This window comes from Streptomyces sp. NPDC094143, assembly GCF_040303825.1.
GTDB lineage: Bacteria > Actinomycetota > Actinomycetes > Streptomycetales > Streptomycetaceae > Streptomyces.
In genome coordinates this window covers 112256-136029 of record NZ_JBEOTZ010000005.1, presented here as the reverse complement: position 1 = coordinate 136029, position 23774 = coordinate 112256, and the positions used below count along the sequence as shown (strand labels likewise).

Here is a 23774-nt window from a genome sequence, read left to right as displayed (position 1 = left end):
GTCTCCGCCGCCCGCGATGTCGCGATGTCTCCCTGATCCGCCATAACCGCTGTTCAGAGCAGGAAAATGGAGTGCGCTGCCTCTGGCGGACCTATGTGTTTTGTGTACGATCAACATGCATGCGAGACGTCCGCCCTCCCCATCCGACCGCCCTCGCCCCCACCCAAGGAAGATCATGAAGTTCACCGACGGCTTCTGGCTCGTCCGCGACGGTGTGCAGCTCTCCTACGCCACTGAGGTCCGTGACGTGCGCGTTCAGTCGAAGCGCTTCACCACTCATGCCTCCGTCAAGCGGGTGGCCCGCCGCGGCGACACCCTCAACGCGCCGCTGATCACGACCGAGTGCTTCTCCCCCGCCGAGGGCGTGATCGGCGTCCGGGTCACCCACCACGCCGGCAGGCGGCGGCCCGGCCCCGACTTCGCGCTCACGGGTCCCGACGGCGGCGCAGGCGAGGTACGCCAGGAGGGCCCCGTGACGGAGCTGACCAGCGGCCCGCTCACCGTGCGTCTGGACCGGTCCGGCCCGTGGACCCTGACCTTCCACGACGCCGGCGGACGGGAGCTGACCCGGGCGGACGCCAGGAGCGCCGCCTTCGCCACCACCGGCGACGGCGCCCACCACATGCTCGCCCGGCTCTCGCTCGGCGTCGGCGAGCAGATCTACGGCCTCGGCGAGCGCTTCACCCCGTTCGTCAAGAACGGCCAGGTCGTCGACGTCTGGCAGGCCGACGGCGGCACCAGCAGCGAGCAGGCGTACAAGAACATCCCCTTCTACCTGACCTCACGCGGCTACGGCGTCTTCGTCAACCACCCCGGCAGGGTCTCCTTCGAGGTCGGCTCCGAGTCGGTCGGGCAGGTGCAGTTCAGCGTCGAGGACCAGACGCTGGAGTACCACGTCGTCGCCGGGCCCACCCCCAAGGACGTCCTGGCCCGCTACACGGCCCTCACCGGCCGCCCCGCCCTGCCGCCCGCCTGGTCTTTCGGCCTGTGGCTGAGCACCTCGTTCACCACCGACTACGACGAGGCGACCGTGACCTCGTTCGTGGACGGCATGGCGGAGCGCGGCATCCCGCTGTCCGTCTTCCACTTCGACTGCTTCTGGATGCGCGAGTACCAGTGGTGCGACTTCGCGTGGGACCCGGAGGTGTTCCCCGACCCGGAGGGCATGCTCGCCCGGCTGAAGGAGAAGGGGCTCAGGGTCAGCGTCTGGATCAATCCCTACATCGGCCAGAAGTCCCCTCTGTTCGAGGAGGCCGCGGAACTCGGGCACCTGGTCCGCCGCCCGAACGGCGACATATGGCAGTGGGACCTGTGGCAGGCCGGCATGGCGCTGGTCGACTTCACCAGCCCCGAGGCCCGCGCCTGGTTCCAGTCGAAGCTGAAGCCACTGCTCGACCAGGGCGTGGACTGCTTCAAGACCGACTTCGGCGAGCGGATCCCCACCGACGTGGTGTGGCACGACGGATCCGACCCCGAGCGGATGCACAACTACTACAGCCACCTGTACAACCGGACCGTCTTCGAACTCCTGGAGAAGGAGCGCGGGCAGGGCGAGGCCGTGGTGTTCGCCCGGTCGGCGACCGCCGGCGGCCAGCAGTTCCCGGTGCACTGGGGCGGCGACTGCTGGTCCTCCTTCGAAGCCATGGCCGAGTCGCTGCGCGGCGGTCTGTCCCTGTCGCTGAGCGGCTTCGGCTTCTGGAGCCACGACATCGGCGGCTTCGAGGGCACCCCCGAGCCGTCCGTCTTCAAGCGCTGGCTCGCCTTCGGCCTGCTCTCCTCGCACAGCCGCCTGCACGGCTCGTCGTCCTACCGCGTGCCATGGGAGTTCGGCGAGGAGGCCGTCGACGTCGCCCGCCGGTTCACCCTGCTCAAGCACCGGCTGATGCCCTACCTCTACGGCGTCGCCGCCGAGGCCCACCGCACCGGCGTGCCGATGATGCGGCCGATGGTCCTGGAGTTCCCCGGCGACCCGGCCTGCCGGCCGCTGGACCGCCAGTACATGCTCGGCCCCGGCCTGCTGGTCGCACCGGTCCTCACCGAGGACGGCGAGGTGGAGGTCTATCTCCCCGCGGGCACGTGGACCCACCTCCTCACCGGAGAGCGCGTCACCGGCCCGTCCTGGCGCACCGAACGGCACGGCTACGACAGTCTCCCGCTGTACGTCCGGGAGGGCGCCGTCCTGCCGCTGGCCGCCGACGACCAGCGGCCCGACGGGGACTGGCTCGACCGCCTGACGCTGCTCGTCCACCCGCCGGCCTCGGCCGCGTACACCGCGGAGGTCACCGTGCCCGACCTGGCGGGCGACCCGGCCGCGACGTTCCGGGTACGCCGCGACGGCGACACCCTGCGGGTCACGGCCGCGGGCACGGACCGGCCGTTCACCGTCCAGCTCGCCGGCGGGGCGAGCGCCGGGGGCAGCGGGGAGGTCACGGTGGCGGTGGGCTGACGGGGCAGGCGGAGCGGACAGGGCGGAGGTGGGGAGAGGGATGAGGGCGGGGTCGGGGGCGTGGTCGGCGTCGGGGCTCTGAGGGCTGGGGCTGAGGGCTCAGCCGCGTCAGGCTCCCCCGCCGTCGGGCGCCGGGGCGTCGGCCGGCTGCCGCTCCCGCCCGCCCGGGTGACGGTGCCGCCAGATCCAGAACACCGCACAGGACACCAAGGCCCAGCCGGTCAGCACGAGGAACGGGAACGCGTGCTGGTGCCGGGCGAAGTACACCGCCGTGTGCTGGGCGTTGACCGAGGCGCCGGGCGGCAGCCATCGTCCGATGACGCCCAGCGCCGACGGCAGCAGCGGCCAGGAGACCGCGCCGCCCGAGGAGGGGTTGCCCAGCAGGACCATCACACCCCAGGTCGGGAGCATCGCCCAGCGGCCCACCAGGGTGTTGAACATGGTGAAGGTCATGCCGCTGGCGAACATCGTGAGCGTCAGGATCAGCCATGACTCCACGAACGGCAGATCGAGCGCACCGAGCAGCCAGTCCACGGCCGCCGCGATGGCGAAGCCGCCGAGCAGCGCGTAGGCGGCGGTGAAGGCGATGCGCTCCAGCGGAGTGAGCGACCGCGCGTGCACGCTGAGCTGGATCGCGCCGACGAAGCCGATGATCACCGCGGCGAGGGAGATGTAGAAGATCGCCAGACCGCGCGGGTCGCCCTCCTGCAGCGGATTGACGTCCCGGACGGTCACCGCCACCCCGGCCGACCGCCCCACCGCGGGCGCCGCCTGCTCCAGCAGCTCCGCGACCGAGGCACCGGAGGCCGAGGACACGTCCAGCAGCACGCGCCGCCCGCCGTCGCGCAGCTCGAACACGGCGAAGACACGCTGTTCCTCGACGGCCTGCAGGGCAGCCTTCCGCGAGTCGTAGGCCCGGGTGCTCATCGATGAGTTGAGCGCCTTGCCCAGTCCCGCCAGGAACACCCGCCCCTGTTCCTCCTGGTACGACCCGACGACGGCCGTCGGGAGCCGGTGCGGGGCCGGATCGGCCATGGTGTACGTGTACGACCAGGCGAACAGCCCGGCCGCCGCGGCCAGGATGAACACCAGCACGGTCGCCGGCCACCACGGCGTCTCACGCAGCCGGCCCCAGCGGCCCTCGGGCGCCGGGGGCGGGCCCTGGCCGTCTCCGGCCGTCTCGGGATCGTCGTTCACGCTCACCCGTCCTCGCTGGTGCGGGGCGCCTGCCGTCGACTCGTGCGCGGAGGGGACGGGGGAACTCTGACTGCGCCGAGCAGCGACACGGCTGGGACGTCGCCGCCGCAGCACGGTGCGGCGCCATCGATCGGGTTCCATCTTCACGCGGCAGGCACAGCTGACAGGTCACCGACACCCGGCCCGGTCGGGTGAAGGCGCCCGTGATGGTGCCCTCGGCGGACGCGTCAGGGCCGCGGCCTGCCTGGCAGCAAACCACACTGCGTACCTGCACGCGAAGGTCCCGTGCGGCTGGCAACCGCGGCAGGGGCGGGCGTCGCCGCCCGCTACGACGGGCGGTTGCGGCACAGGCAGAACGGGTGCCCGGCCGGGTCCGTGTAGACCTGCCAGCCGTAGCCGGACTCGCCCACGAAGCTCTTGAGGAACGTGGCGCCCAGTGCGGTCACCCGGCGGTGCTCGGGTTCGAACTCGTCCACCTCGAAGTCCAGGTGGAACTGTTGCGGGTGCTCCTGGCCCGGCCAGCTGGGCGGCTGGTAGTCCTCCACGCGCTGGAACGACAGCTCGATGCCGTCGTTGCGGAGGTTGACCCAGTCTTCGGTGCTGATGTCGGTGTTGATCTCCCAGCCCAGCAACTCGGCGTAGAAACCCGCCAGTTTCCAGGGGTCGGGGCAGTCGAGGATGACGTCGGTGAACCTCAGCATCCGATCATCGTAGAACGCGGCGCGGGCCTTCGCGACGCCTTGCAGCGGGTTCCGCCGCGCTCGCCCGACCCTGGGGAGAGGGTGGGCTGCCCGACCCTGGGGAGAGGGTGGGCTGAAGGCCTTGTCGTGCCGGTCCGGAGCGGTGATGCTGATCCGGTGCCAGGACAGCGGAAGCGGAAACGCAGGGAACGGGACTCAAGGGCACGGAGCGCTGCTCGCACGGCTGTGGGCCAGGGCCGGTGGGAAGTGACCTTCGAGACTCGTGATGCCTCGGAATTCCATGCGCACCTCCGGACCCTGCGTGCCGGGGAGGAGAGGATCGACTGGGAGTTGACCCGGATCGACACGCTCTGCGGACGTCTGTCGCAGCCGACCACCTACCGGCTGAGCCGATTCGTGCCGTATCCCGACGGCGTCCCTGACCGTCAGTAGCCGCACCGCTGCGAGAACGCTCAGTTCGCCTCACCCGTCTCCTCCACCGGCGGCATGAACGCCCGCAGCCACCGTTCCGTCTGGGCGACATGGGCCTGCGCCGCCCCGGCCGCCGCGACCGGGTCGTGGTCGGCGATGGCGGTGGCCAGGACACGGTGGTCGTCGTCGCTCTTCCTGCGCAGTTCGGGCCCTTCGGGCAGGGTGAAGACCTGGTACTTGCGGGAGCGGGAGCGGAAGACCGCCAGGAGGGTGGCCAGGGTCGGGTTGCCTCCCACGCGGGCGATCTCCGCGTGGAAGCGGTGGTCCAGTTCCGACGCCTTGGTGGGGTCGCTCGTGGCCTCCATGTCCGCGATGAGGGAGAAGAGCGTGTCCACCGTCTCCGGCGTGCAGCGGGCCGCCGCCTGGGCCGCGACATGCGCCTCCAGCACGCGCCGGATCTCGTAGACCTCCAACAGCCCTGACAGTGGGAGCAGTTCGAGCGTCAGGGAGAGGCTGCCGATCACGTCCTGGGGCCTCAGCTGGGAGACGTACGTGCCCGAGCCGTGCCGCGGCTCGATGACGCCCAGGGCCGCGAGCATCCGTACCGCCTCGCGCAGCGACCCCCGCGAGACGCCCAGTTCCTCGCACAGATCACCCTCGGGCGGGATGCGCTCGCCCGGGCCGAGGCGTCCCGTCCCGATCATGTGCCGCAGGCCGTGGAAGGCCTTCTCGACTGCGGACATCCGTCCCCTTCTTCCTGCTCTGACGAGCCGCGACCAGGGCGCGTCCCTCGGAGCACTGTAGCGAGGCCCGCCGGGTCATCGGTTGTGTCGGGTACGTATCCCGGGAAAGTCATCTGATGACTTTCACCGTACGGCCCTTGTTTCCGCCACAGAAGGTGGGCAGGATGCCCAGTCATCAGATGTGTCTGGCGGAGCCTGATCCTCCGCAGGACCGCCCTGCCCAGATGTGGAGTCATGTGAGCGAGACCGAGGTGACCACCGCACCGTGCCCCCTGCTGCTGGCGGACGGCAGGCCGGCCGACCGGGCCTGGTCGCTGGACCCTGCCCTCAAGCACCTGAACCACGGCTCCTTCGGGGCCGTTCCGCTGGTGGCCCAGGAGCGACAGGAACTGCTGCGCGCGGAGATGGAACGCTCACCCGTCGTGTGGTTCCCGGCGCTGCCCCAGCGTCTCGCCGCCACGCGCGTGGAGCTCGCCGACTTCCTGCGGGTCGACGCAGGCGATCTCGCCCTCGTGCCGAACGCCAGCGCCGGTGCGAGTGTCGTCTACGCCGCCCTCACCCTCCCTCCCGGCGGCGAGATCCTCGTCACCGACCACGGCTACGGCGCCGTGACGATGGGCGCCGAGCGGCTGGCCCGCCGGTGGGGCGGCCGGGTCCGTACCGCCCGGGTGCCCCTGGACGCGGACGAGGACCAGGCGTACGAGGCGGTCGTCGCCGAGCTCGGCGACGCCACCGGACTCGTCGTCGTCGACCAGATCACCTCGGCGACCGCACGCCGGCTGCCGGTGGAACGCATCGGGGCGGAGGCCCGCCGGCGGGGCGTTCCCGTCCTCGTCGACGGCGCACACGCGCCCGGTCTGCTCGAAGCGCCTCTCGACGGCGCCACGTACGACTTCTGGACCGGGAATCTGCACAAGTGGGGATGTGCCCCGCGCGGCACCGCGGCGCTGATCGCCCGTGGCCCGCTGCGCGAGCGGCTCTACCCCCTGATCGACTCCTGGGCCGCGGCCGATCCCTTCCCCGACCGGTTCGACCAGCAGGGCACCGTCGACGCCACCGCCCATCTGGCCGCACCGGCGTCCCTCGCCTTCATAGAGCACACCTGGGGCTGGCCGGCCGCCCGCCGCTACATGGACGACCTGGTCGGCTACGGCGCCCGTGTCATCGGCACCGCGCTCGCCGAGGCGACCGGCGTGAACCCCTCGGTCGACGTCGGCATGCCCGTGCCCGGCATGCGCCTGGTGCGCCTGCCGGACGGACTCGCCGCCGACCGGATCGAGGCCGACGCCCTGCGGGACCGGGTGGCCCGCGAACTGGGCGTGGAGGCGGCCTTCACCAGCTTCGACGGCACCGGCTACATGCGCTTGTCCGCCCACGTCTACAACACCGCCGCCGACTACGAGTACTTCGCCGAGGACTGCGTCCCGGTCCTCAGCACGTGGGCACGAGCGAACTCAGGAAAGAGGTCAGCACAATGAGAAGAAGGACGGCAGTTCTCGCGCTCGGCACCGCCGCGGCGACCCTCCTCACCGGCTGTTCCACCATGAGCCCCGAGGCGAGCGGAACGGTCACCCTCAACATGGTCGAGAGCCTGACGAACCCGACCCGTACCGCTCTGCTCAAGGACCTCATAGCCGACTTCGAACAGCAGAACCCCAAGATCAAGGTCAACCTGGTCTCCCCGCCCACCGAGCAGGCCGACCAGAAGCTCCAGCAGATGCTCCAGTCCGGCAGCGGCGTGGATGTCCTGGAAGTGCGGGACATCACCGTCGGGCCCTGGTCGAACAACGGCTGGCTGTACGACATGAGGAAGGACCTGGACGGCTGGAAGGGCTGGCAGGCCATGACGGAGAACGCCGTCAACGCCGCCGAGGACCCCGAGGGCCGCACGTACTTCGTCCCGTACGGCTTCTACGGCCTGAGCCTCTTCTACCGCACCGACCTCGTCGAGAAGGCGGGCTTCGACAAGCCGCCGGCCACCTGGCAGGAGCTGCTGGAGCAGGCGTCCGCCATCCACGACCCGGCCGGACGCCGCTACGGCTACGCCTTCCGGGGCGGCGCCAACTCCAACAGCAACGCCACCGCCGCCATCGAGGCCTACCTCGCCGACCAGGTCGACCCGGCCAACGGCTTCAAGCTGAAGAACGGCCGGACGATCTTCTCCGCCCCCGAGGCCGAGGACGCGATCGAGACCTACCTGAAGCTCTTCAGGCAGGCGTCGCCGAAGTCGTCCGTCTCCTGGGGCTACCCGGAGATGGTGGAGGCCTTCTCCAACGGCTCCACGGCGTTCCTGCTCCAGGACCCCGAAGTGATCGCCACCGTCTCGGAGTCGAAGTCGATCTCCAAGGACCAGTGGGCCACCGCCCCGCTGGTGGCCGGGCCGGGCGGCAAGACCGTGCAGCCGCTGGCCACCGCCGGCTGGGGCGTCGCCAAGGGCAGCGGCCACAAGGCCGAGGCGGTGAAGCTCGTCCAGTTCCTCTCCCAGGGTGAGGCGTCGACGTCGTTCACGAAGAAGAACAGCCTGGTGCCCATCCTCAAGTCCGCGGTCAGCGATCCCTTTTACAAGACGGGTCCCTGGTCGAGCTACGTCACCATGACCGAGCAGCCGGACAAGTACCTGGTCGTCACCCAGCCGCGCGGGGTGAGCTGGTGGGCCGAGTGGCAGCAGAAGGCGGACGCCGACGTGCAGAAGCTGATCCTCGGCAAGACGACGCCGAGGAAGCTGCTCGCGGGCTGGGACGCGTACTGGACCGAGAAGTGGCAGCAGGAGCAGTAGGCATGCCCGTCATCTCCACAACGACGTCGAAGACGACGCCGCCGGGTGCGGGGGAGGCCTCCGGCAGGAGGGGCCTCCCCCAAGGGGGCCGGCGCAAGCGCGAGTTCACCACCCGGCGCGGCCTCACCATCGCCGCCTTCATGGCGCCGGCCGCGGTCTTCGTGGCGATCTTCACCTACTACCCCGTGATCGCGGGCGGCCAGATGGCCTTCCGCAACTGGAAGCTGACCGACCTGACCGACACCTCCTGGGTGGGGCTCAAGAACTTCGGCGACGTCTTCGCCGACCCCGCCTGGGGCACCGTACTGAGCAACACCGCGGTGTGGGTCGTCGGTTCGATCGTCCCGCAGCTGGTGATCGGCTTCGGGCTCGCGCTGTGGCTGCGCCGGCGCTTCCGTCTGCGCGGCCTGTACCAGGCGCTGATCTTCTTCCCCTGGGCGATCTCCGGATTCCTCATCGGCATCCTCTTCCGCTGGCTGTTCAACAGCGAGTTCGGAGTCGTGAACGACCTGCTGCAGAAGGCCGGTCTGATCGACGAGCCGATCGCCTGGCTGGCCGATCCGAAGACGGCGATGGTGGCCGTACTCATCGCCAACATCTGGTACGGCGTCACCTTCTTCACGATCATGATCCTGGCCGCGCTCCAGTCGATCCCCGACGAGCTCTACGAGGCGGCGGCGCTGGACGGCGCGGGCAAGGCCCGCACGCTCTTCCAGATCACCATCCCCTACATCCGCACCACGCTGGCCCTGACCGTGCTGCTCCGGGTCATCTGGATCTTCAACTTCCCGGATCTGATCTTCGGCATGACCGGAGGCGGACCCAACAACGAGACGCACATCGTGACCACCTGGATGATCAAGATCACTCAGCAGGGCGACTACGGCAGGGCCTCCGCGCTCGGACTGCTCGTGGTGGCCGCGCTGCTGGTGTTCGCGGTGTTCTTCCTCATGGCCACGCGCGAGAAGAAGGGGGTGAGGTCGTGACCGGCAAGGGGTCCGCGGCCGGCCGGGCCGTCAAGTTCACGTTCCTCGGCGTGTGGCTGCTCTTCACCGTCTTCCCGCTCTACTGGATCACCATCACCTCGCTGAAGGCACCCGGGGACATCTTCCACTTCCCCCTGGCGTACTGGCCCGAGCGCTTCTCGCTGGAGAACTACCGCGGCCTGTTCGGCACGGCCGATTTCGGGACGTACCTCACCAACAGCCTCGTCGTCTCGACCGTGGCCGGCGTGACCGCCACGGCGATCTCGATGCTCTCGGCGTACGTACTGGCCCGCTTCGAGTTCCGCACCAAGTCCGCGCTGCTGATGGCGGCGCTGGTCACCCAGATGATCCCGTCCTTCATCGCGCTGGGGCCGCTCTACCTGCTGATGACCGACCTGCGGCTGGTCGACAACCGCCTCGGTCTGATCCTCGTCTACATCGCCGTGTGCATCCCCTTCTGCACGGTCATGCTCCGCGGGTTCTTCGAGAACATCCCGGACGCGCTGGAGGAGGCCGCCATGATCGACGGCCTGTCGCGCTTCGCGGCGCTGTTCCGGGTGCTGCTGCCGGTGATGCGCCCGGGCATCATCGCCGCGTTCATCTTCAACTTCGTCAACTGCTGGAACGAGCTCTTCCTGTCGGTGACGCTCATGAACAGCGACAGCAACAAGACCGTCCCCACCGCCCTGAACGGCTTCATCTCCAGCTTCAACATCGACTGGGGTTCGATGTCCGCGGCGGCCGTGCTGACGATCGCGCCCACCATGCTCCTGTTCGCCTTCGCCAGCCGTCACATCGTCCAGGGACTCACGTCCGGGTCGGTGAAGGGGTGAGGACCCCCCGGCCACTGCCGGCACATGACCTGCGCGACGGTCCGCCCACGGCCGGCCCGGGCACCCGGCGCGGCGTCATCGGGCCGGGATCGGCTGGGTGAGGTTCACCGGGTTGCCGTCGGGGTCCTGGATGTGGGCGACGCGCTCGCCCCAGGGCATGTCGTTGGCGCCGCTGCGGACCGAGCCGCCCAGCGCCTCCACGCGGCCGAGCGTCTCGTCGACGTCGTCGACACCGATGCTGAGCAGGATCCGCGGTGCGGCACCGGTCCCCGGGTCCTCCCTGGCCACCAGCCCGAGGTCGGTGTCGCCGATGCGCAGACCGAGATAGAAGGCCGGCCCCTCTTCCGGTACCCGGAAGATCGTCTCCGCGCCGAACAGCTCCGTGTAGAAGTGGAGCAGGACGTCCTGGTCGGCGGTCAGGATCACTGGCTGGATGGTGGACATGGCGCTCCTGTCGTCACGAACGGTCGGTGATTGGGCAGACCGTTCGGGGACGCCGAACTCATCGGCCGGACCGAAGCGGACCGTTGACGCCCCCCGACACGCCTCGGGCTCAGATTCGCGGTGCCAGCCGATGACTGTTCGGATGGCTGCGAAGGCGCGGCGAGGTGAGTTCGAGGGCCCGGTTGTCCCAGCCTCGGGCCATGTGGTCGAGCCACCGTTCGTACCAGGCGAGGAAGTCCCGGGCCGAGGAGACGTTGGGTCCCCAGTAGCCGTCCTTGTTGCCGATGACGACGCGGCCGGCGAGGGAACCGGTGAGGGCCAGGAGGCAGAGGTCCGCGCAGCCCATCTCGACGATGTGCAGGTAGAGATTCCCGTCCTCCGCGCCGCTCGCTTGGTCGAACCCGCGCGGCGCGCCCGGGGCCGTGCCCTCGCGCAGGGTGAACAGGGCGGCGCCCAGGCCGCGGAGGCCGTAGAAGGGTCCCGCTCCGGACCCGCCGATGTGCAGGAGGAACTGCCGGTACGGCTCCGGGAGGCCGACGCGGTGCTCGAACTCGAACGCCGCGATGCGCGCCTCACCCGACCGCGGGCCGAGGCGGAACCGGTGGTGCTCTTCTCCGAAGGAGTGGCTGCGCTGCGGCTGGTACGGCACGGCCGCCAACTTGCGTCGTATGCGTGGTATGCGGGGGTCCATCGGGCCTGCTTCTTTCGTCAGGCCAACTGTAATCGCTGGTGAAGTGGCCGTCCGTGCGGAGGTCATGGGGTCGCGGTGCGGGCCGCGGGGCTGCCGTAGACGGCGTAGGCCAGCCAGGTGGGGTCGCCGCCGTGGTCGCGCAGTGCCCGGCGTGCGTTCAGGGATGCCTGTCCCAGGCTCTGTCCCCCGGTGACCAGATGCTCGTAGAAGGTGTCGGCGAACAGGAGCGCGGAGTCGGACCGCACGGGCCACAGGGTGCCGATGAACGCGCCTGCACCGGCCTGGAGGAACTGCGGTGCCCAGCCGAGGCTGGTCGAGAACCAGTCGATCTGGCCGGCGCTGCGGCAGGCGTTGAAGAAGACCAGCGGATGAGTGGAGCGCAGGGCTCCGGAGTGGGTGGCGTAGGCGAGGTCGATCGGGTCGAAGGTGCCGTCCGCCATGGTGACGTGGGAGCCGGCGCTGGTGAAGGAGTTGTGGCAGGCGAAGTGCAGCAGCCCGTGGAGCCCTTCGTCGATGAGGTCGCTCACGGCGGCGCGGTGGGTGAGGGTGCCGCCGTCGGACACTGAGGCGCCCAGTCTGGCCCGCAGCGCGAGCACTTCACGTTCCGCCTCGGGAGGCGAGCCCGGGGGCACGACGAAGGCGGCGGAGGACAGGGGCAGTTCGCGCACGCGGTCCTGTCCGAAGACCCGGCGGACCACGGGCAGCCACTCGGCGAGGAAGCCGTCGCCCTCCCTCCGGCCGTCGAGGGGGTACAACAGCTCCCAGGGAACGACGTCGTGCTCACCGAGCACGGTCAGCGCGGTCACGTGTCCGACCTCCTCCCAGAACTGCTGACGCACGGCGTCGGGCACCGCCGTCGCCCACAACTGCACCCCGAGGTTGACCAGCCGGCGGCGGGCCCGGTGCTGCTCGTCGCCTCCTGCCTGGCCGGCAGCGGCCGCCATGCGCCGCAGCTCGTCGTAGATCCGTTCCCGGGCGGCGTGGGAGTCGCCTGCCAGCAGGCGGAAGGACTCGGGAGCGTAGGTGGTCTCGCTGAGGAGCTGGAAGCTGTAGGCGCCGTCCGCGCCCTTGAGGACCTGCAGCGTCACCTCCCCCGGATCGAACGCGAGCGAGGTGAGGGGCGCCGTACGCGGGGGGCCGTCCCTCGCGGGAGTGCCGGACTGTACGGAGACCTGCGCGCGCAGTTCGCCGAGGAAGGTGCCGTTGTGGAAGGCCCGCACGGTGACGGTGTGCAGTCCAGGTGTCATGGTGCGCAGGCCGAACTGGAGCCACTGCGAGTCCTGGCCGGGCGGAACGGTCAGCACTTGCTGCAGGTCCCCCAGGGCCAGCAGACCGGGGGCGTGCACGGTGATGAGGAGCCGCGCCCCCTGTGCCGGGAGGGGAAAGCCACGCAGGGCGACGCCGGGGCCGTCGGACTCCCTGGTGACCCGTACGTGCAGGGGCACCTCACGTCCGGGAGGCGCCTGCTCGACCAACTCGGCCTCCAGGAAGCGCGGTTCCCGGCCGTGCCCGTCACCGCCGTCGTCTTGCCGCCCGGGCGGGCCGTGGTCGGGCGGGCCGTGGTCGGGCGGGCCGTGCTGTGCCGGGGGGACCTGGCGGTCCAGCGCACCGGGGTGCCCCATCGCGCCGACCGACCTGGTCGACCGCGTCTCCAGGGTCATCTCGTCCGCGTCCGCGACCTCCGCCTTCAGCCGGACCCGGCCCGTCGCGGCGTCGACCACGTCCACCACCCTGGCGAGCAGTCCGGTGGTGTCGTCGTTGCCCAGCGCACCGGCGAGCTGCACCGCGCGGCCGAGCTTGGCCACGGCTGCGTCGGTGTCACCGGCCCTGCGGGCGTCGAGGCCCTGCTGGATGGCCGTGGCGAGCTCCGCCTGTCCCGTGTAGTGGGCGACCAGCGGGTTGATGGCGGTGAAGGCCGTGGGGTCGTCGGTCCACACGGCACGGATCAGGCCCTGGGCCGCGGCGTGCGCGCTGCCGTCACCTTGGTGGACGGCCAACGAGACGCGGGCGGCCAGCATCTCCTGGCCGATGTCCGCCGCGGGGACGCGGAGCCGGACGTGGTAGTCGCGGGATTCGGCCCCCCAGGACCCCGTGGGGTAGTCACCGGTGCGCGGGCCCGCCTCGGTGCGCCGGCCGGTCAGGTCGACGACGGTGGGTGAGACCTGCCTGACGAACACGGTCCGGGTGCCGACCGGCGTCCGCAGGCGCAGCGCGACATCGCCGACCGTCTTGCCCATCGCCTCCGTCATCACCTGGGTGAAGTCCTCGACCAGGCGGGCCGGATCGGCCACGATGTCGGCGCTGCCCAGCAGTGCCGAGGCGATGCTCCTGACCTCGGGTACCGCCCAGTCCGTGCCCACCCCGCGCACGTCGCAGGTGAACCGGCCGGAGCAGGCGTCCAGCGCGGCACGCAGTTCCTCGGGTGACTCGTGCTCGTCCCGTCCGTCCGTGAGCAGGATCCCGTGCCGGATGTCCACGTCGGTGGAGTGCAGCAGACGGTCGGCGAGCCGTAACCAGGTGCCGATCGCCGTGCCGCCGTCCGCGGTGAGCGGGTGCAGCGCCTGTTTGGCCTCTTCCCGGGTGCGGGCGTCCGCCACCGCGAGTGTGCCACCGCCCGGGTACACCTCCGTGGCCTGGTGCGTACCGCCCACGACGGCGAAGTACGCGCCGTCGCGCACGGCGTCGATCGCGGCGGCGGTCGCCGCCCTGGCGGCATGCGTCTTGGTCGGCGGATGAGCCATCGACCCGGAGCAGTCGACCATGATCACCACCGCCGCGCGCCGGGCGTGCGCCGTCGCGGACGGGTGCGGTCCGGTGCCGGGGACGCCGGCACCGGTCGCCGTGACCGTGACGATCGCGTCGACCTCCCGGCCGCCTTCCGGCAGATGCTCGTTCTGGTGGACGTCGACGGCGAAGCGCACTGCGGAGGATCTCCAGAAGTTGGCCACGAATTCCGCTCCCCCTCGGACTTCCGGCGTCGGCCGGGTGCCCTCCGGACGATACTGCGGGGGCGGGCTGTCCGCCGGGGTGTTCCCTCATCCCGAGCGGGCGCGCCGCTTCTGCCGGGACATGCTCGGCACGGTTCCGGGTTGCGCGGACTTCGTCCTCGTGCACGGCCCTGACACCTACGCGCCCCGCGGGAGCCTGCCGTCGCCGTCGACGACGCCGACGCCGTGATGGCGCCGGGCGCCTGGTGCGGCACCCCCGGGGGGGGGAACCGGAGTGCCGCACCAGGCGGTCAGGCGCCGGGGAGCACGCCGGTGCGGGCGACCTCCGAGTACCAGCGGGCACTGGCTTTGGGAATGCGGGTGCCGGTCGGGTAGTCGACGTACACCGCGCCGAAGCGCTTGCTGTAGCCGTGGGCCCATTCGAAGTTGTCCAGCAGGGACCACAGGAAGTAGCCGCGCACGTCCACGCCGTCCAGGATCGCCTGGTGGACGGCGGCCAGGTGGCCGCGCACATAGGCGATCCGGGCCGGGTCGTTGACCTGGCCGGCCGGGTCGGCGTAGTCGTCGAAGGCGGCGCCGTTCTCGGTGATGACCAGCGGCAGGCCGGGGAAGTCGGAGGCGAGCCGGCGCAGCAGGTCGTACAGGCCGCTGGGGTCGATGGCCCAGCCCATCGCGGTGGTGTCGCCGGGCGGCTGGTGGAAGGCGACCCGGTCGGCTCCCGGCCAGGGGCTGTGCGGGCTGTTGCCGTGCCCGTCGGAGGTGTGCGTGCCGCTGCCGTCGGCCTCGGAGACCACCGTGGGGGCGTAGTAGTTGATGCCGAGGAAGTCCAGCGGCTGGTGGATCAGCGGCAGGTCGCCGTCCTGGACGAAGGACCAGTCGGTCAGCCCGGCGGTGTCCTTGAACAGGTCCTCGGGGTAGGCGCCGTTCAGCATCGGGCCGGTGAAGACCCGGTTGGCGAGCGCGTCGATGCGGCGGACGGCGTCGGCGTCACCGTCCGTGCCGGTGAGCGGGCGGACGTGGTGGATGTTGAGGGTGACCGAGACCTGGGCGTCGGCGCGGAGGCGATCGCGCAACGCCTGGACGGCCAGGCCGTGCCCCAGGTTGAGGTGGTGGGCCGCGCGCAGGGCGGCGACCGGGTCGGTGCGGCCGGGGGCGTGCACGCCGGAGCCGTAGCCGAGGAAGGCGCTGCACCAGGGCTCGTTGAGCGTGGTCCAGGTCTTCACCCGGTCGCCGAGGGCGTCCGCCGCGAGGGCCGCGTACTCGGCGAACCGCTCGGCCGTGGCGCGCTCGGGCCAGCCGCCGGCGTCCTCCAGCTCCTGCGGGAGGTCCCAATGGTAGAGGGTGGCGACGGGCTTGATGCCCTTCTCCAGCAGTTCGTCGGCGAGGCGCCGGTAGAAGTCCAGGCCCTTCTGCACGGCGGGGCCGCGGCCCGTGGGCTGGATGCGGGGCCAGGAGAGCGAGAAGCGGTAGGCGCCCAGGCCGAGTTCGGCCATGAGGGCGACGTCCTCGCTGCGGCGGTGGTAGTGGTCGGTGGCGATGTCACCGGTGTCGCCGTTGCGGACCCGGCCGGGGGTGCGGGCGTAGGTGTCCCAGATGGACGGCGTGCGGCCGTCCTCGGCCGCTGCGCCCTCGATCTGATAGGCGGCCGTCGCCGAACCCCAGAGGAAGCCCTTGGGGAAGGTGCGGGGTGCGTCGTCCGGGGTGGGTGCGGCGGCCTGCTGTGCTGCGGTGACCACGTGAGTCCTTTCGGAAAGGGGGCGTTCGGGGGCTTCGGCGGGGATGGGAGAGGGAGGTGGTGCGGCCCTCTCGGCGGGGCGGCGGGGCGGTGCGGCGGGTCAGCCCTTGACGGCGCCGGCCATGATGCCGCTGACGATCTGACGGCCGAAGACGATGAACATCGCCAGCAGCGGCAGGGTGCCGAGCAGGGCGCCCGCCATGATCAGCGACTGGTCGCGGACGTAACCCGCGCTGAGCTGCGTGAGGGCGACGGGGACCGTCGGGTTGGTCATGTCGAGGACCACGAAGGGCCAGAAGAAGTCGTTCCAGGCGTGCACGAACGTGATCATGAACAGGACGGCCATCGCGGGCCGGGCGACGGGCAGCACGATGCTCCAGAAGATCCGCAACGAGTGGGCCCCGTCCACACGCCCGGCCTCGACGAGTTCGTCCGGCAGCGCCTCCGACAGGTACTGCCGCATGAAGAACACGCCCACCGCGCTCACCAGCGTCGGGAAGATGACCGCGGGCAGCTGCTGCGACCAGCCCAGCTCGGCCATCATCATGAACAGCGGTACGACGCCGAGCTGCGGCGGCACCATCATGGTGCCGATCACCAGCATGAGCAGGGCGTTGCGTCCCTTGAACCGCAGTTTGGCGAAGGCGAACCCGGCGAGCGTCGCGAACATCACCGTGGACAGGGCGATCACTCCGGCCACGATCAGGCTGTTGATCATGGCCTTGCCCATCGCCGCCTCGTCCCAGGCCCGGGCGAGGTTGCTGAACAGGTTCGGGCCGGGCAGGAAGGGCGGCGGTGTCTGGCTGACCCGGGTGTTGTCGGTCGAGGCGGCCACCATCGTCCAGTACAGCGGGAAGATCGACAGGATCGCCATGAGGCCGAGCAGGACATAGGAGAGGGGACCCGCGTGGTGCTGGCGGCCGGCGCGCTGGCGCAGCAGCCTGCGCCCCCCCGGGCCGTCCGGCTTCTGGGCAGGGGTCCGGGCCGGGGTGTCCGTCCGGACCGGGAGGCTGTTGGTGGTCATGGTGACTCCAGGTCAGGACGTACGGGAGCGTGCGCGCTTGACGAGGCGCTGCACCAGGAAGACGAGGACGAGCAGCAGGAACATCGCCCAGGCCACGGTCGCCGAGCGGCCCATCTGGTAGTTCTTCCAGCCCTCCTCGTACAGCAGCAGTCCCAGCGTCTGGTACTGGTTGTCCGCGCCGCCGCTGACGCCGTTGGGACCCTGGCCGAAGATCAGCGGCTCGCCGAACAGCTGAGTGGCGCCGATCGTGGAGAGCACGATGGTGAAGACGATGGTGGAGCGGATGCCGGGGACGGTGACGTGGGTGAACTGCTGCCACCGCGAGGCGCCGTCGAGGGAGGCCGCTTCGTAGCGTTCGGCGGGGATGGCCTGCATCGCGGCCAGGTAGAGCAGCGCGTTGTAGCCGGTCCAGCGCCAGATGACGATGGTGGAGATGGCGACCTGGGCGGGCCACTTGTCCGCCTCCCAGTCGACCGGGTCGATGCCGACCGAGCCGAGCGCCCAGTTGATCATCCCGAAGTCCCGCTCGAAGATCATCGTGAAGACGAGGGCGGCCGCGGCGACGGAGGTCGCGTACGGCACCAGCGAGGCGACGCGGAAGAACAGTGAGGCGCGCATCCGGTAGTTGAGCAGGTGCGCCAGCCCCAGCGCCATCAGCAGCTGCGGCACCGTGGAGATGACCCCGATGGTGATCGTGTTCTGCAGCGCGTTCCAGAACCGGGAATCGCCCCACAGCTCGACGTAGTTGTCGAACGCCACCCACTCCATGACGTCGAGGGTGGCCAGTTCCACGTCGTGCAGGGAGATCCACGACGTGTAGACGAGCGGGTAGAAGCTGAACGCGGCGAAGACCACGAAGAACGGCGCGACGAACACGTACGGGGCGCCCTTGATGTCGAGCCGGTGCAGCAGTGCCCCGCGCCGCCGGGCGGTGCGTTCATCCGGGGAAGGCCCCCGGGGCGCGTCCCCGGTCAGGGCCTTGGTGGTGGAAGTGGCCACCGGAAATCCTTCCTGAGAGCGGATGGTTGAGCCGGCCGTCCGTGCCCGCCGCGGGGAGGCGGAGCGGGCACGGACGGCCGCGGGGGCCGGCGGTCAGCCGACCGCCTTCTCGATGCGCTCCGCGGTGGTCTCCCACGCCTTGTCACGGGCGGTGCCCTGCTGCTCGATCAGGGTCAGTCCCTGGGAGAAGGTGTCCTTGATCGTGCCGTCCTTGCGGCCGAGGACCTGCTTGTCCGGTATCTCCTGGGCGGCGGCACCGAAGATGCGGCCGATCGGCGCGTCGCTGAAGTACTCCGACTTGGCGCCCTTCACCTCGGCGCTGTCCAGCGCCTGGCGCGAGGAGGGGATGTTGCCGATCTCCTTGAAGATGTGGGTCTGCTGCTCCGGGGCGGTCAGCCAGGCGACGAGCTTCTTGGCCTCCTCCTTGACCGGGCTCTGCTCCACCACGCCGAGGAAGGACCCGCCCCAGTTGGCACCCTTGGGGGCCTTCGCCACGTCCCACTTGCCCTTGTTCGCCGGTCCGGCCTTCTCGCTGATGTGGCTCAGCATCCACGCGGGGCACACGGCCGTGGCGAACGTGCCGTTGGCCAGACCGGGGTCCCAACCGGGCTGGAACTGGCGGAGCTTGGCCGTCAGGCCGTCCTCCGCCGCGTCGGCGGCGAGGCTCCAGGCCTCTTTGACGACGGGGTTGCTGTCGTAGATCAGCTCGCCCTTGTCGTCGTAGAACTGCTCGGTGTGGCCGTAGATCATGGCGTTGAACAGGCCGCTGGCCGCGTCCATGTACGCGACGCCGTCGCCCTTGAAGTCCTGCTTGAAGGTGCGACCGACCTCGACGTACTTCTTCCAGTCGCCCTCCCAGAGCTTCGCGACCTCCTCGCGGTCCGTGGGCAGGCCGGCCTTCTCGAAGTAGTCCTTGCGGTAGCAGACGGCCATGGGGCCGATGTCGGTGCCCAGGCCGAGCACCTTGCCGTCCTCGGTGCTGATCTGCGACTCCTTCCACGGCAGGAAGTGGTCGGTGCCCGACACGTCGCCGAAGTCGGCGAACTTGTCCGCCTGGGTGTCGGTGATCTCCTTGGCCCGGCCGATCTCGATGCCCTGGATGTCCTTCAGGCCCTTGCCGGCGGCGAGCCTGGTCTGCAGCGCGGTGTAGTAGGTCTGCTCGTCGCCGGCGATCTCCGCCTTGATGTCGACCCCCGGGTTCTCCTTCTCGTACTGCTCCAGGAGACCCGTCTCCTTGATGCCCATCACTCCGTACAGGCCCATGGTGATGGTGACCTTGCCGTCCTTCTTCCCGCCCCCGGTGGCGGAACCGTCGCTGCCACCGCAGCCGACGACGAGCGCCAGCGCGCCGACGGTCGCGGCCGCCGCCACCGCCCTTCTGCGCAACGAACCGGAAGTGCCCATTGATCTCCTCCTAGCGACCGCGCTGACACATCGGAGTGACGAGTTCTGCGCACTACTGCGATGGCTACAGCGATGACGTTCCATGACGGCTCTATAAATTGGGAACGTGCCCATTTGTGGGTGGGCACGTTCCCACCGCGCATCGAAGACTCGTTGGAGGGGGCCGATCTGTCAATGACTTGAACGCAAATCGTCGCGGCCGCTTCAGCTCGCGGCAGCCTCTCCCGGGTCCGGGGGGTGCTCCGCCGACCGTCGAGTCTGCAAGAATGCCGCAGGTCACCTCCGCGGCAGGCCCTGCCTCCGCGGCGCCGAGGGGGGAGCACATGAGCGGCAACCGCCGTCCCACGATCAAAACGGTCGCCGCCCGCGCCGGCGTGGGCCGCACCACGGTGTCCCGTGTCGTCAACGGCTCGGACCTGGTCAGCGCGGACGCCCGCGCCAGGGTTCTCGCGGCGATCAAGGAACTCAACTACGTTCCCAACTCGGTCGCCCGCGGCCTGGTGACCAGCCGCACCGACTCCGTGGCCCTGGTGATCCCCGAGTCGGAGAGCCGGCTCGGTTCCGAGCCGTTCTTCGCGGCTCTCATCCGGGGTGTCAGCAGCGCGTTCGCCGACAGCAGCATCCAGTTGCAGCTGATGCTCGTCCGGGACCAGGCCGAGCGGGACCAGCTGACCGAGTCGGTGGCGACCCGCCGCGTGGACGGTGTACTGCTCGTCTCCGTGCACTCCGAGGACCGGCTGCCGGGGATGCTGGAGGAGATGGGGCTGCCCACCGTGCTGGCCGGCCGCCGCGACGCGGGCGAGCGGCTGAGCTACGTCAACTCCGACAACGCCGGTGGCGCCGCGGCGGCGGTACGGCATCTGCTGGAGCGCGGACGGCGGCGGATCGCCACGATCACCGGGCCGCTGGACATGGACGTCGGCCGCAGCCGGCTCGCCGGCTGGCGCACCGCACACCAGGAGGCGGGTGTTCCCGTCTCCGACCGCATGATCGAGGCAGGTGACTTCACCGAGGAGGGCGGCGCTCGCGCCGTGCGTTTGCTTCTTGAACGCGCCCCGGACCTGGACGCCGTCTTCGCGGCGTCCGACCTCATGGCGGTCGGCGCCCTGGCCGAACTGCGCCGGTGGAAGCGGCAGGTGCCCGGCGACGTCGCGGTCGTCGGCTTCGAGGACTCCCTCCTCGCCCGCCACACCAACCCGCCCCTGACGACGGTGCGTCAGCCGGTGGAGGAACTGGGCCGGACCATGGCGCGCATCCTCACCGACATCACGCAGCACGGCGCGCCCCGGCAGCAGGTCACGCTGCCGACGGAGCTGGTGGTGCGCGAGTCCTCCTGACCGGCCTCGCTGCGTCACGCGACGCGGTCCCGCGCCGACCGGGGGCAGGGCCGGGTCGCGTGCGGACGGCCTCAACGTCCCGGCGGGGGCGTGTCGTTGCCGGCCGTAGGACCACCCGCGCCCTCCTGAGCACGGCGAGCTTCCGGGTGGCGCGGAGCAACCGCCCCAGGCCGGCAGCCAGTTGACCGCCGGGCGCACAGAGCCGTGCCTCTGGGCGGCGCCCGCTCGTCAGTCGGCGGGCCGCGCGGAGGGGCCCGGGCGGACACCGGCCTGGTGGGGCGTCAGGGGCCCGTGGCCCTCCGCGCAGACGACGACTGCTCGCACGCCTTCTCCGCACTCCGCGTGGTGGACCGCCAGGGGCGGGCCCTCGGGGTCCGCGGTGTACTGGTCGCCCCACTGCTTGAGCGCGATCATCGCGGGCCACAGGTCCCAGCCCTTGCGGGTGAGGCGGTACTCGTGCCGGGTGCGGCTGCCCGGTTCGCGGTAGGCGACGGTCTCCAGGATCCCGGCGGCGACGAGCTTGCGCAGCCGGTCCGCCAGGACGGCCTCGGACAGCCCGACATGCCGACGGAAGTCGTCGAAGCGCCGGACGCCGTTCATGGCGTCCCGCAGCAGCAGCAGCGACCATTTCTCGCCGACCAGGTCCAGGGTTCGCTGGACCGTGCAGTTCGCCGTGCTCGTCTCCAACCACCTCATGCACCCATCCTAGGCTGACTTCGTCATTGACAGCCAGATCCCGGCACAGCTAACTTCGCCGGAAGAAGCCAGATCCAGCAGGGAGCGGGAATGGGCAGGTCACGCACGTTCGACTGGGAAGACCCCCGGGTCTGCGCCAGTGCCGTCGCTCACCACAGCGGCCTCGACTTCCTCCGGGAGATCCTGGCCGGACGGCTGCCCGCTCCGCCGATCGCCGCCGCCCTGGGGTTCACCCTCGAGGAGGCAGAGCACGGCCGGGCGGTCTTCGCCCTGGTGCCGGGCGAGGAGCACTACAACCCGATCGGCAGCGTCCACGGTGGTGTCTACGCCACGCTCCTGGACTCGGCGGCCGGCTGCGCGGTGCAGTCCACGCTGCCGCGGGGCACGGGGTACACCTCGATCGACCTGACGTTGAAGTTCCTCCGCCCGGTCACCGTCGACACCGGCAAGGTCCGCGCCGTCGGCACGATCCTCAACCTCGGCCGTCGTACGGCGCTGGCCCAGGCCGAACTCCTCGACTCCGACGACCGTTTGCTGGCCCACGCCACCAGCAGTTGCATGCTCTTCCCGGTCTCGTCCGGCTGACCACTCCGCGCCGGGGCGACGGGCCGGCCGGGCGCTGTGCCGGTGGAGCCGCACAGCACTTCCGGGTCGGGTGTCAGCGGTCGGGGCCGGGTGCCGTGATCAGGCCGGTGCCGGCCGGGAGCCGGCGGGCGGCGGCCCGCCGGCGCCCTCCGTGCTCTCGCGCAGGACCAGCCGATGGGCCACCACGAGGTCCTGGGGCGATCGCACGTCTGCCGCCGGGGCGTCCGCCACGGCGGAGCCCGAGCCCGCGGCCTCGTCCGTCCGGCGTCGCAGCAGCGCGACGGCGACCCGGGCGACCGCGGACTTGTCCGGGGTCACGGTGCTCAGGGTGGAGACGCTGAAGCGTCCGGGCTCGACGTCGTCGAAGCCGATGACGGCGACCTCCTCCGGTACCCGGACGCCGTGTTCGCGCAGTGCGCGCAACACGCCCGGCGCCAATTGGTCGTTGAGGCACAGCAGGGCGTCGGGGCGGCGGCCCTCGCGCAGTACCCGGGCCACCGCCCCGGCACCGTCGGGCATGCGGAAGGACGTGACGGGCAGGACGGGGGCCGGGCCGTGGGCGAAGCCCGCTTCCGCCGGCGCGGCACGGTAGCCACGGGAGCGGCTCGTCACTCCGGGTTCGGTCCGGTCTCCGTCGATCGGCCGCGACTGCCGTGCCAGTCCAGGACCACAGCCGTGGCGTCGTCCCGGAGATTGCCGTGGCAGGCGGCGAGCACCGCCGAGGTCAGGCCCCGGACGGCCTCTCGCGGGTGCAGCGCCCGGGTGTCGTGCACGACCGAGGCCAGGTCGACCGCCGCGGCGCCGCGGTCCTGCATCCCGTCGGTGAGCAGGATCAGACGGTCGCCCGGGCGCAGTTGCAGTTCCTGCACGCGGTAGGAGGTGGGTGCCGCCACGCCGAACGGCAGGTTGACCGCGAGCCGGACCTCTTCCACGACGCCGTCGCGCAGCCGCAGGGGCCAGGGATGGCCGGCGTTGACCAACTCGCACAGGCCCGTGCGGAGATCGACGCACAGCAACTGCCCGGTGGCCAGGCCACGGCTGTGGCTCAGCAGGGCCTGGTGAGCGTGGTTGGCCTGCTTCAGGGCGTCGCAGCCACTCCGGCGCGCCCGGCGCAACGCGCTGACCAGCAGCGTCGCCAGCAGAGCGGAGTTCGTGTCGTGGCCCATGGCATCGGTGACGGACAGATGCAGGGTGTCGTGGTCCAGGGTGTAGTCGTAGGTGTCGCCCCCGATGTCGTCGGCCGGGATCAGCCCGGCGGCGAGGGTGAACTGGGGTGCCTCGCAGCAGGAGGCCGAGGGAAGCAGTTGGTGCTGGATCTCCGCGGCCAGGCTGGTCCGGGTGGTGCGCCGTCCCAGGTGGTAGAGGTCCGTGAAGCGGCGGTCCGTGACGATGATGTACGCCAGCACGTGTGCCGCGTCGCGGACCTGCCGGAGCACCGTGTCGTCGGCGGACTGCAGGGTCGCCTCCAGAACCCCGATGCAGTCACCGCGGTTGGTGACCGGAGTGATGACGCGCAGTCCGCCCTGACCGTCCGGTTCCACGTGCTGGCGCTGGCTCTGCAGCACGCCGTCGTAGACGCTGCCCCGCAGATCGATCGGCCCGGTGGGGTCCGCCGCGTCGCCGCCGGCCGCGGGAAGCCGGACCAGTCGCTGGCCGATGAGATCCGCGAACAGGAAGGACACGCGCGTCGCGCCGAACCGCTTCTGCAGGTCCCGTGCGACGACGTTCACGGACTCGCCGGGCGGAGCCGCCTCCGCAGCGGCCAGCACATGACCCAGTTCCAGATCTCCACGTTCCACGACAACCTCCCGTCGGCTG

Annotated in this window: 18 protein-coding genes and 3 pseudogenes; 7 read left to right on the top strand and 14 right to left on the bottom strand. The window is 70.8% G+C overall.

Translation table 11 applies throughout. The features are described from left to right. Positions 1-175: 175 nt before the first annotated feature. A complete protein-coding gene (gene yicI / locus ABTZ58_RS08710) occupies positions 176-2446 on the top strand; it encodes an alpha-xylosidase (RefSeq protein WP_351352216.1) in 2271 nt (756 codons plus the stop codon). A 108-nt stretch (positions 2447-2554) separates the two neighbouring features. Here yicI and ABTZ58_RS08705 read toward each other — a convergent pair whose 3' ends face one another. The 3 genes from ABTZ58_RS08705 to ABTZ58_RS08695 form a co-directional block, all read right to left on the bottom strand. Beyond that, on the bottom strand, positions 2555-3643 hold the full coding sequence (locus ABTZ58_RS08705; RefSeq protein WP_502996033.1) for an ABC transporter permease: 1089 nt from the start codon (positions 3641-3643) through the stop codon (positions 2555-2557). Positions 3644-3969: 326 nt separating this feature from the next. Beyond that, positions 3970-4344: a VOC family protein gene (locus tag ABTZ58_RS08700; RefSeq protein WP_351352213.1), complete on the bottom strand. Its 375-nt coding sequence runs from the start codon at positions 4342-4344 to the stop codon at positions 3970-3972. A gap of 452 nt (positions 4345-4796) precedes the next feature. Continuing rightward, positions 4797-5498, bottom strand: a complete 702-nt coding sequence (locus tag ABTZ58_RS08695; RefSeq protein WP_351352210.1) for a FadR/GntR family transcriptional regulator — start codon at positions 5496-5498, stop codon at positions 4797-4799. Positions 5499-5734: 236 nt separating this feature from the next. On the opposite strand from ABTZ58_RS08695, the gene ABTZ58_RS08690 reads away from it, so the two are divergent. Genes ABTZ58_RS08690 through ABTZ58_RS08675 form a run of 4 tightly spaced genes read left to right on the top strand, consistent with a single transcriptional unit; the run spans position 5735 to position 10093 of the window. After that, the gene (locus ABTZ58_RS08690; protein ID WP_351352207.1) at positions 5735-6976 is read left to right on the top strand and encodes an aminotransferase class V-fold PLP-dependent enzyme; all 1242 of its coding nucleotides are present in this window, start codon (positions 5735-5737) and stop codon (positions 6974-6976) included. Beyond that, positions 6973-8274, top strand: coding sequence for an ABC transporter substrate-binding protein (locus tag ABTZ58_RS08685; protein WP_351352204.1), 1302 nt, complete (start codon positions 6973-6975; stop codon positions 8272-8274). Before ABTZ58_RS08690 ends, ABTZ58_RS08685 begins: the two co-directional genes overlap by 4 nt. A gap of 2 nt (positions 8275-8276) precedes the next feature. After that, positions 8277-9260 carry a carbohydrate ABC transporter permease gene (locus tag ABTZ58_RS08680; protein WP_351352201.1) on the top strand — a complete coding sequence of 328 codons (984 nt, stop codon included), beginning with the start codon at positions 8277-8279 and terminating at the stop codon, positions 9258-9260. Continuing rightward, entirely contained in the window at positions 9257-10093 is an 837-nt protein-coding gene (locus ABTZ58_RS08675) for a carbohydrate ABC transporter permease (protein WP_351352198.1), read from the top strand. Before ABTZ58_RS08680 ends, ABTZ58_RS08675 begins: the two co-directional genes overlap by 4 nt. Positions 10094-10168: 75 nt before the next feature. Here ABTZ58_RS08675 and ABTZ58_RS08670 read toward each other — a convergent pair whose 3' ends face one another. The 8 genes and pseudogenes from ABTZ58_RS08670 to ABTZ58_RS08635 form a co-directional block, all read right to left on the bottom strand. Further along, entirely contained in the window at positions 10169-10537 is a 369-nt protein-coding gene (locus ABTZ58_RS08670; protein WP_351352195.1) for a VOC family protein, read from the bottom strand. Between the two features lie 109 nt (positions 10538-10646). After that, positions 10647-11228, bottom strand: a complete 582-nt coding sequence (locus ABTZ58_RS08665; RefSeq protein ID WP_351352192.1) for an SMI1/KNR4 family protein — start codon at positions 11226-11228, stop codon at positions 10647-10649. Positions 11229-11290: 62 nt separating this feature from the next. Further along, positions 11291-11842, bottom strand: a pseudogene (locus tag ABTZ58_RS08660) (CHAT domain-containing protein); the annotation flags it as partial. 1014 nt (positions 11843-12856) lie between these two features. Further along, positions 12857-14176: pseudogene (locus ABTZ58_RS08655) on the bottom strand (vWA domain-containing protein); the annotation flags it as partial. A 290-nt stretch (positions 14177-14466) separates the two neighbouring features. Continuing rightward, complete coding sequence (locus ABTZ58_RS08650; protein ID WP_351352189.1) at positions 14467-15912, bottom strand: GH1 family beta-glucosidase; 1446 nt, start codon at positions 15910-15912, stop codon at positions 14467-14469. A gap of 99 nt (positions 15913-16011) precedes the next feature. Beyond that, positions 16012-16935 (bottom strand): carbohydrate ABC transporter permease, encoded by a 924-nt coding sequence (locus ABTZ58_RS08645; RefSeq protein WP_351352186.1) that lies wholly within the window; start codon positions 16933-16935, stop codon positions 16012-16014. Between the two features lie 12 nt (positions 16936-16947). Beyond that, complete coding sequence (locus ABTZ58_RS08640) at positions 16948-17934, bottom strand: carbohydrate ABC transporter permease (protein ID WP_351352183.1); 987 nt, start codon at positions 17932-17934, stop codon at positions 16948-16950. A gap of 93 nt (positions 17935-18027) precedes the next feature. Further along, positions 18028-19338, bottom strand: a complete 1311-nt coding sequence (locus ABTZ58_RS08635) for an ABC transporter substrate-binding protein (protein WP_351352180.1) — start codon at positions 19336-19338, stop codon at positions 18028-18030. Between the two features lie 323 nt (positions 19339-19661). Between ABTZ58_RS08635 and ABTZ58_RS08630 the strand changes: the two genes are divergently transcribed. Then, complete coding sequence (locus ABTZ58_RS08630) at positions 19662-20675, top strand: LacI family DNA-binding transcriptional regulator (RefSeq protein WP_351352177.1); 1014 nt, start codon at positions 19662-19664, stop codon at positions 20673-20675. Positions 20676-20903: 228 nt separating this feature from the next. Here the strand turns inward: ABTZ58_RS08630 and ABTZ58_RS08625 are convergent, their stop codons facing one another. After that, on the bottom strand, positions 20904-21371 hold the full coding sequence (locus tag ABTZ58_RS08625) for a winged helix-turn-helix transcriptional regulator (protein WP_351352174.1): 468 nt from the start codon (positions 21369-21371) through the stop codon (positions 20904-20906). Between the two features lie 90 nt (positions 21372-21461). Between ABTZ58_RS08625 and ABTZ58_RS08620 the strand changes: the two genes are divergently transcribed. After that, positions 21462-21956: a PaaI family thioesterase gene (locus ABTZ58_RS08620; RefSeq protein ID WP_351352171.1), complete on the top strand. Its 495-nt coding sequence runs from the start codon at positions 21462-21464 to the stop codon at positions 21954-21956. 99 nt (positions 21957-22055) lie between these two features. Here the strand turns inward: ABTZ58_RS08620 and ABTZ58_RS08615 are convergent. Both ABTZ58_RS08615 and ABTZ58_RS08610 read right to left on the bottom strand, forming a co-directional pair. Then, positions 22056-22616, bottom strand: a pseudogene (locus tag ABTZ58_RS08615) (substrate-binding domain-containing protein); the annotation flags it as partial. Then, a complete protein-coding gene (locus ABTZ58_RS08610; protein ID WP_351352168.1) occupies positions 22565-23755 on the bottom strand; it encodes a PP2C family protein-serine/threonine phosphatase in 1191 nt (396 codons plus the stop codon). The pseudogene ABTZ58_RS08615 and the gene ABTZ58_RS08610, both read right to left, overlap by 52 nt. Between the last annotated feature and the right edge of the window lie 19 nt (positions 23756-23774).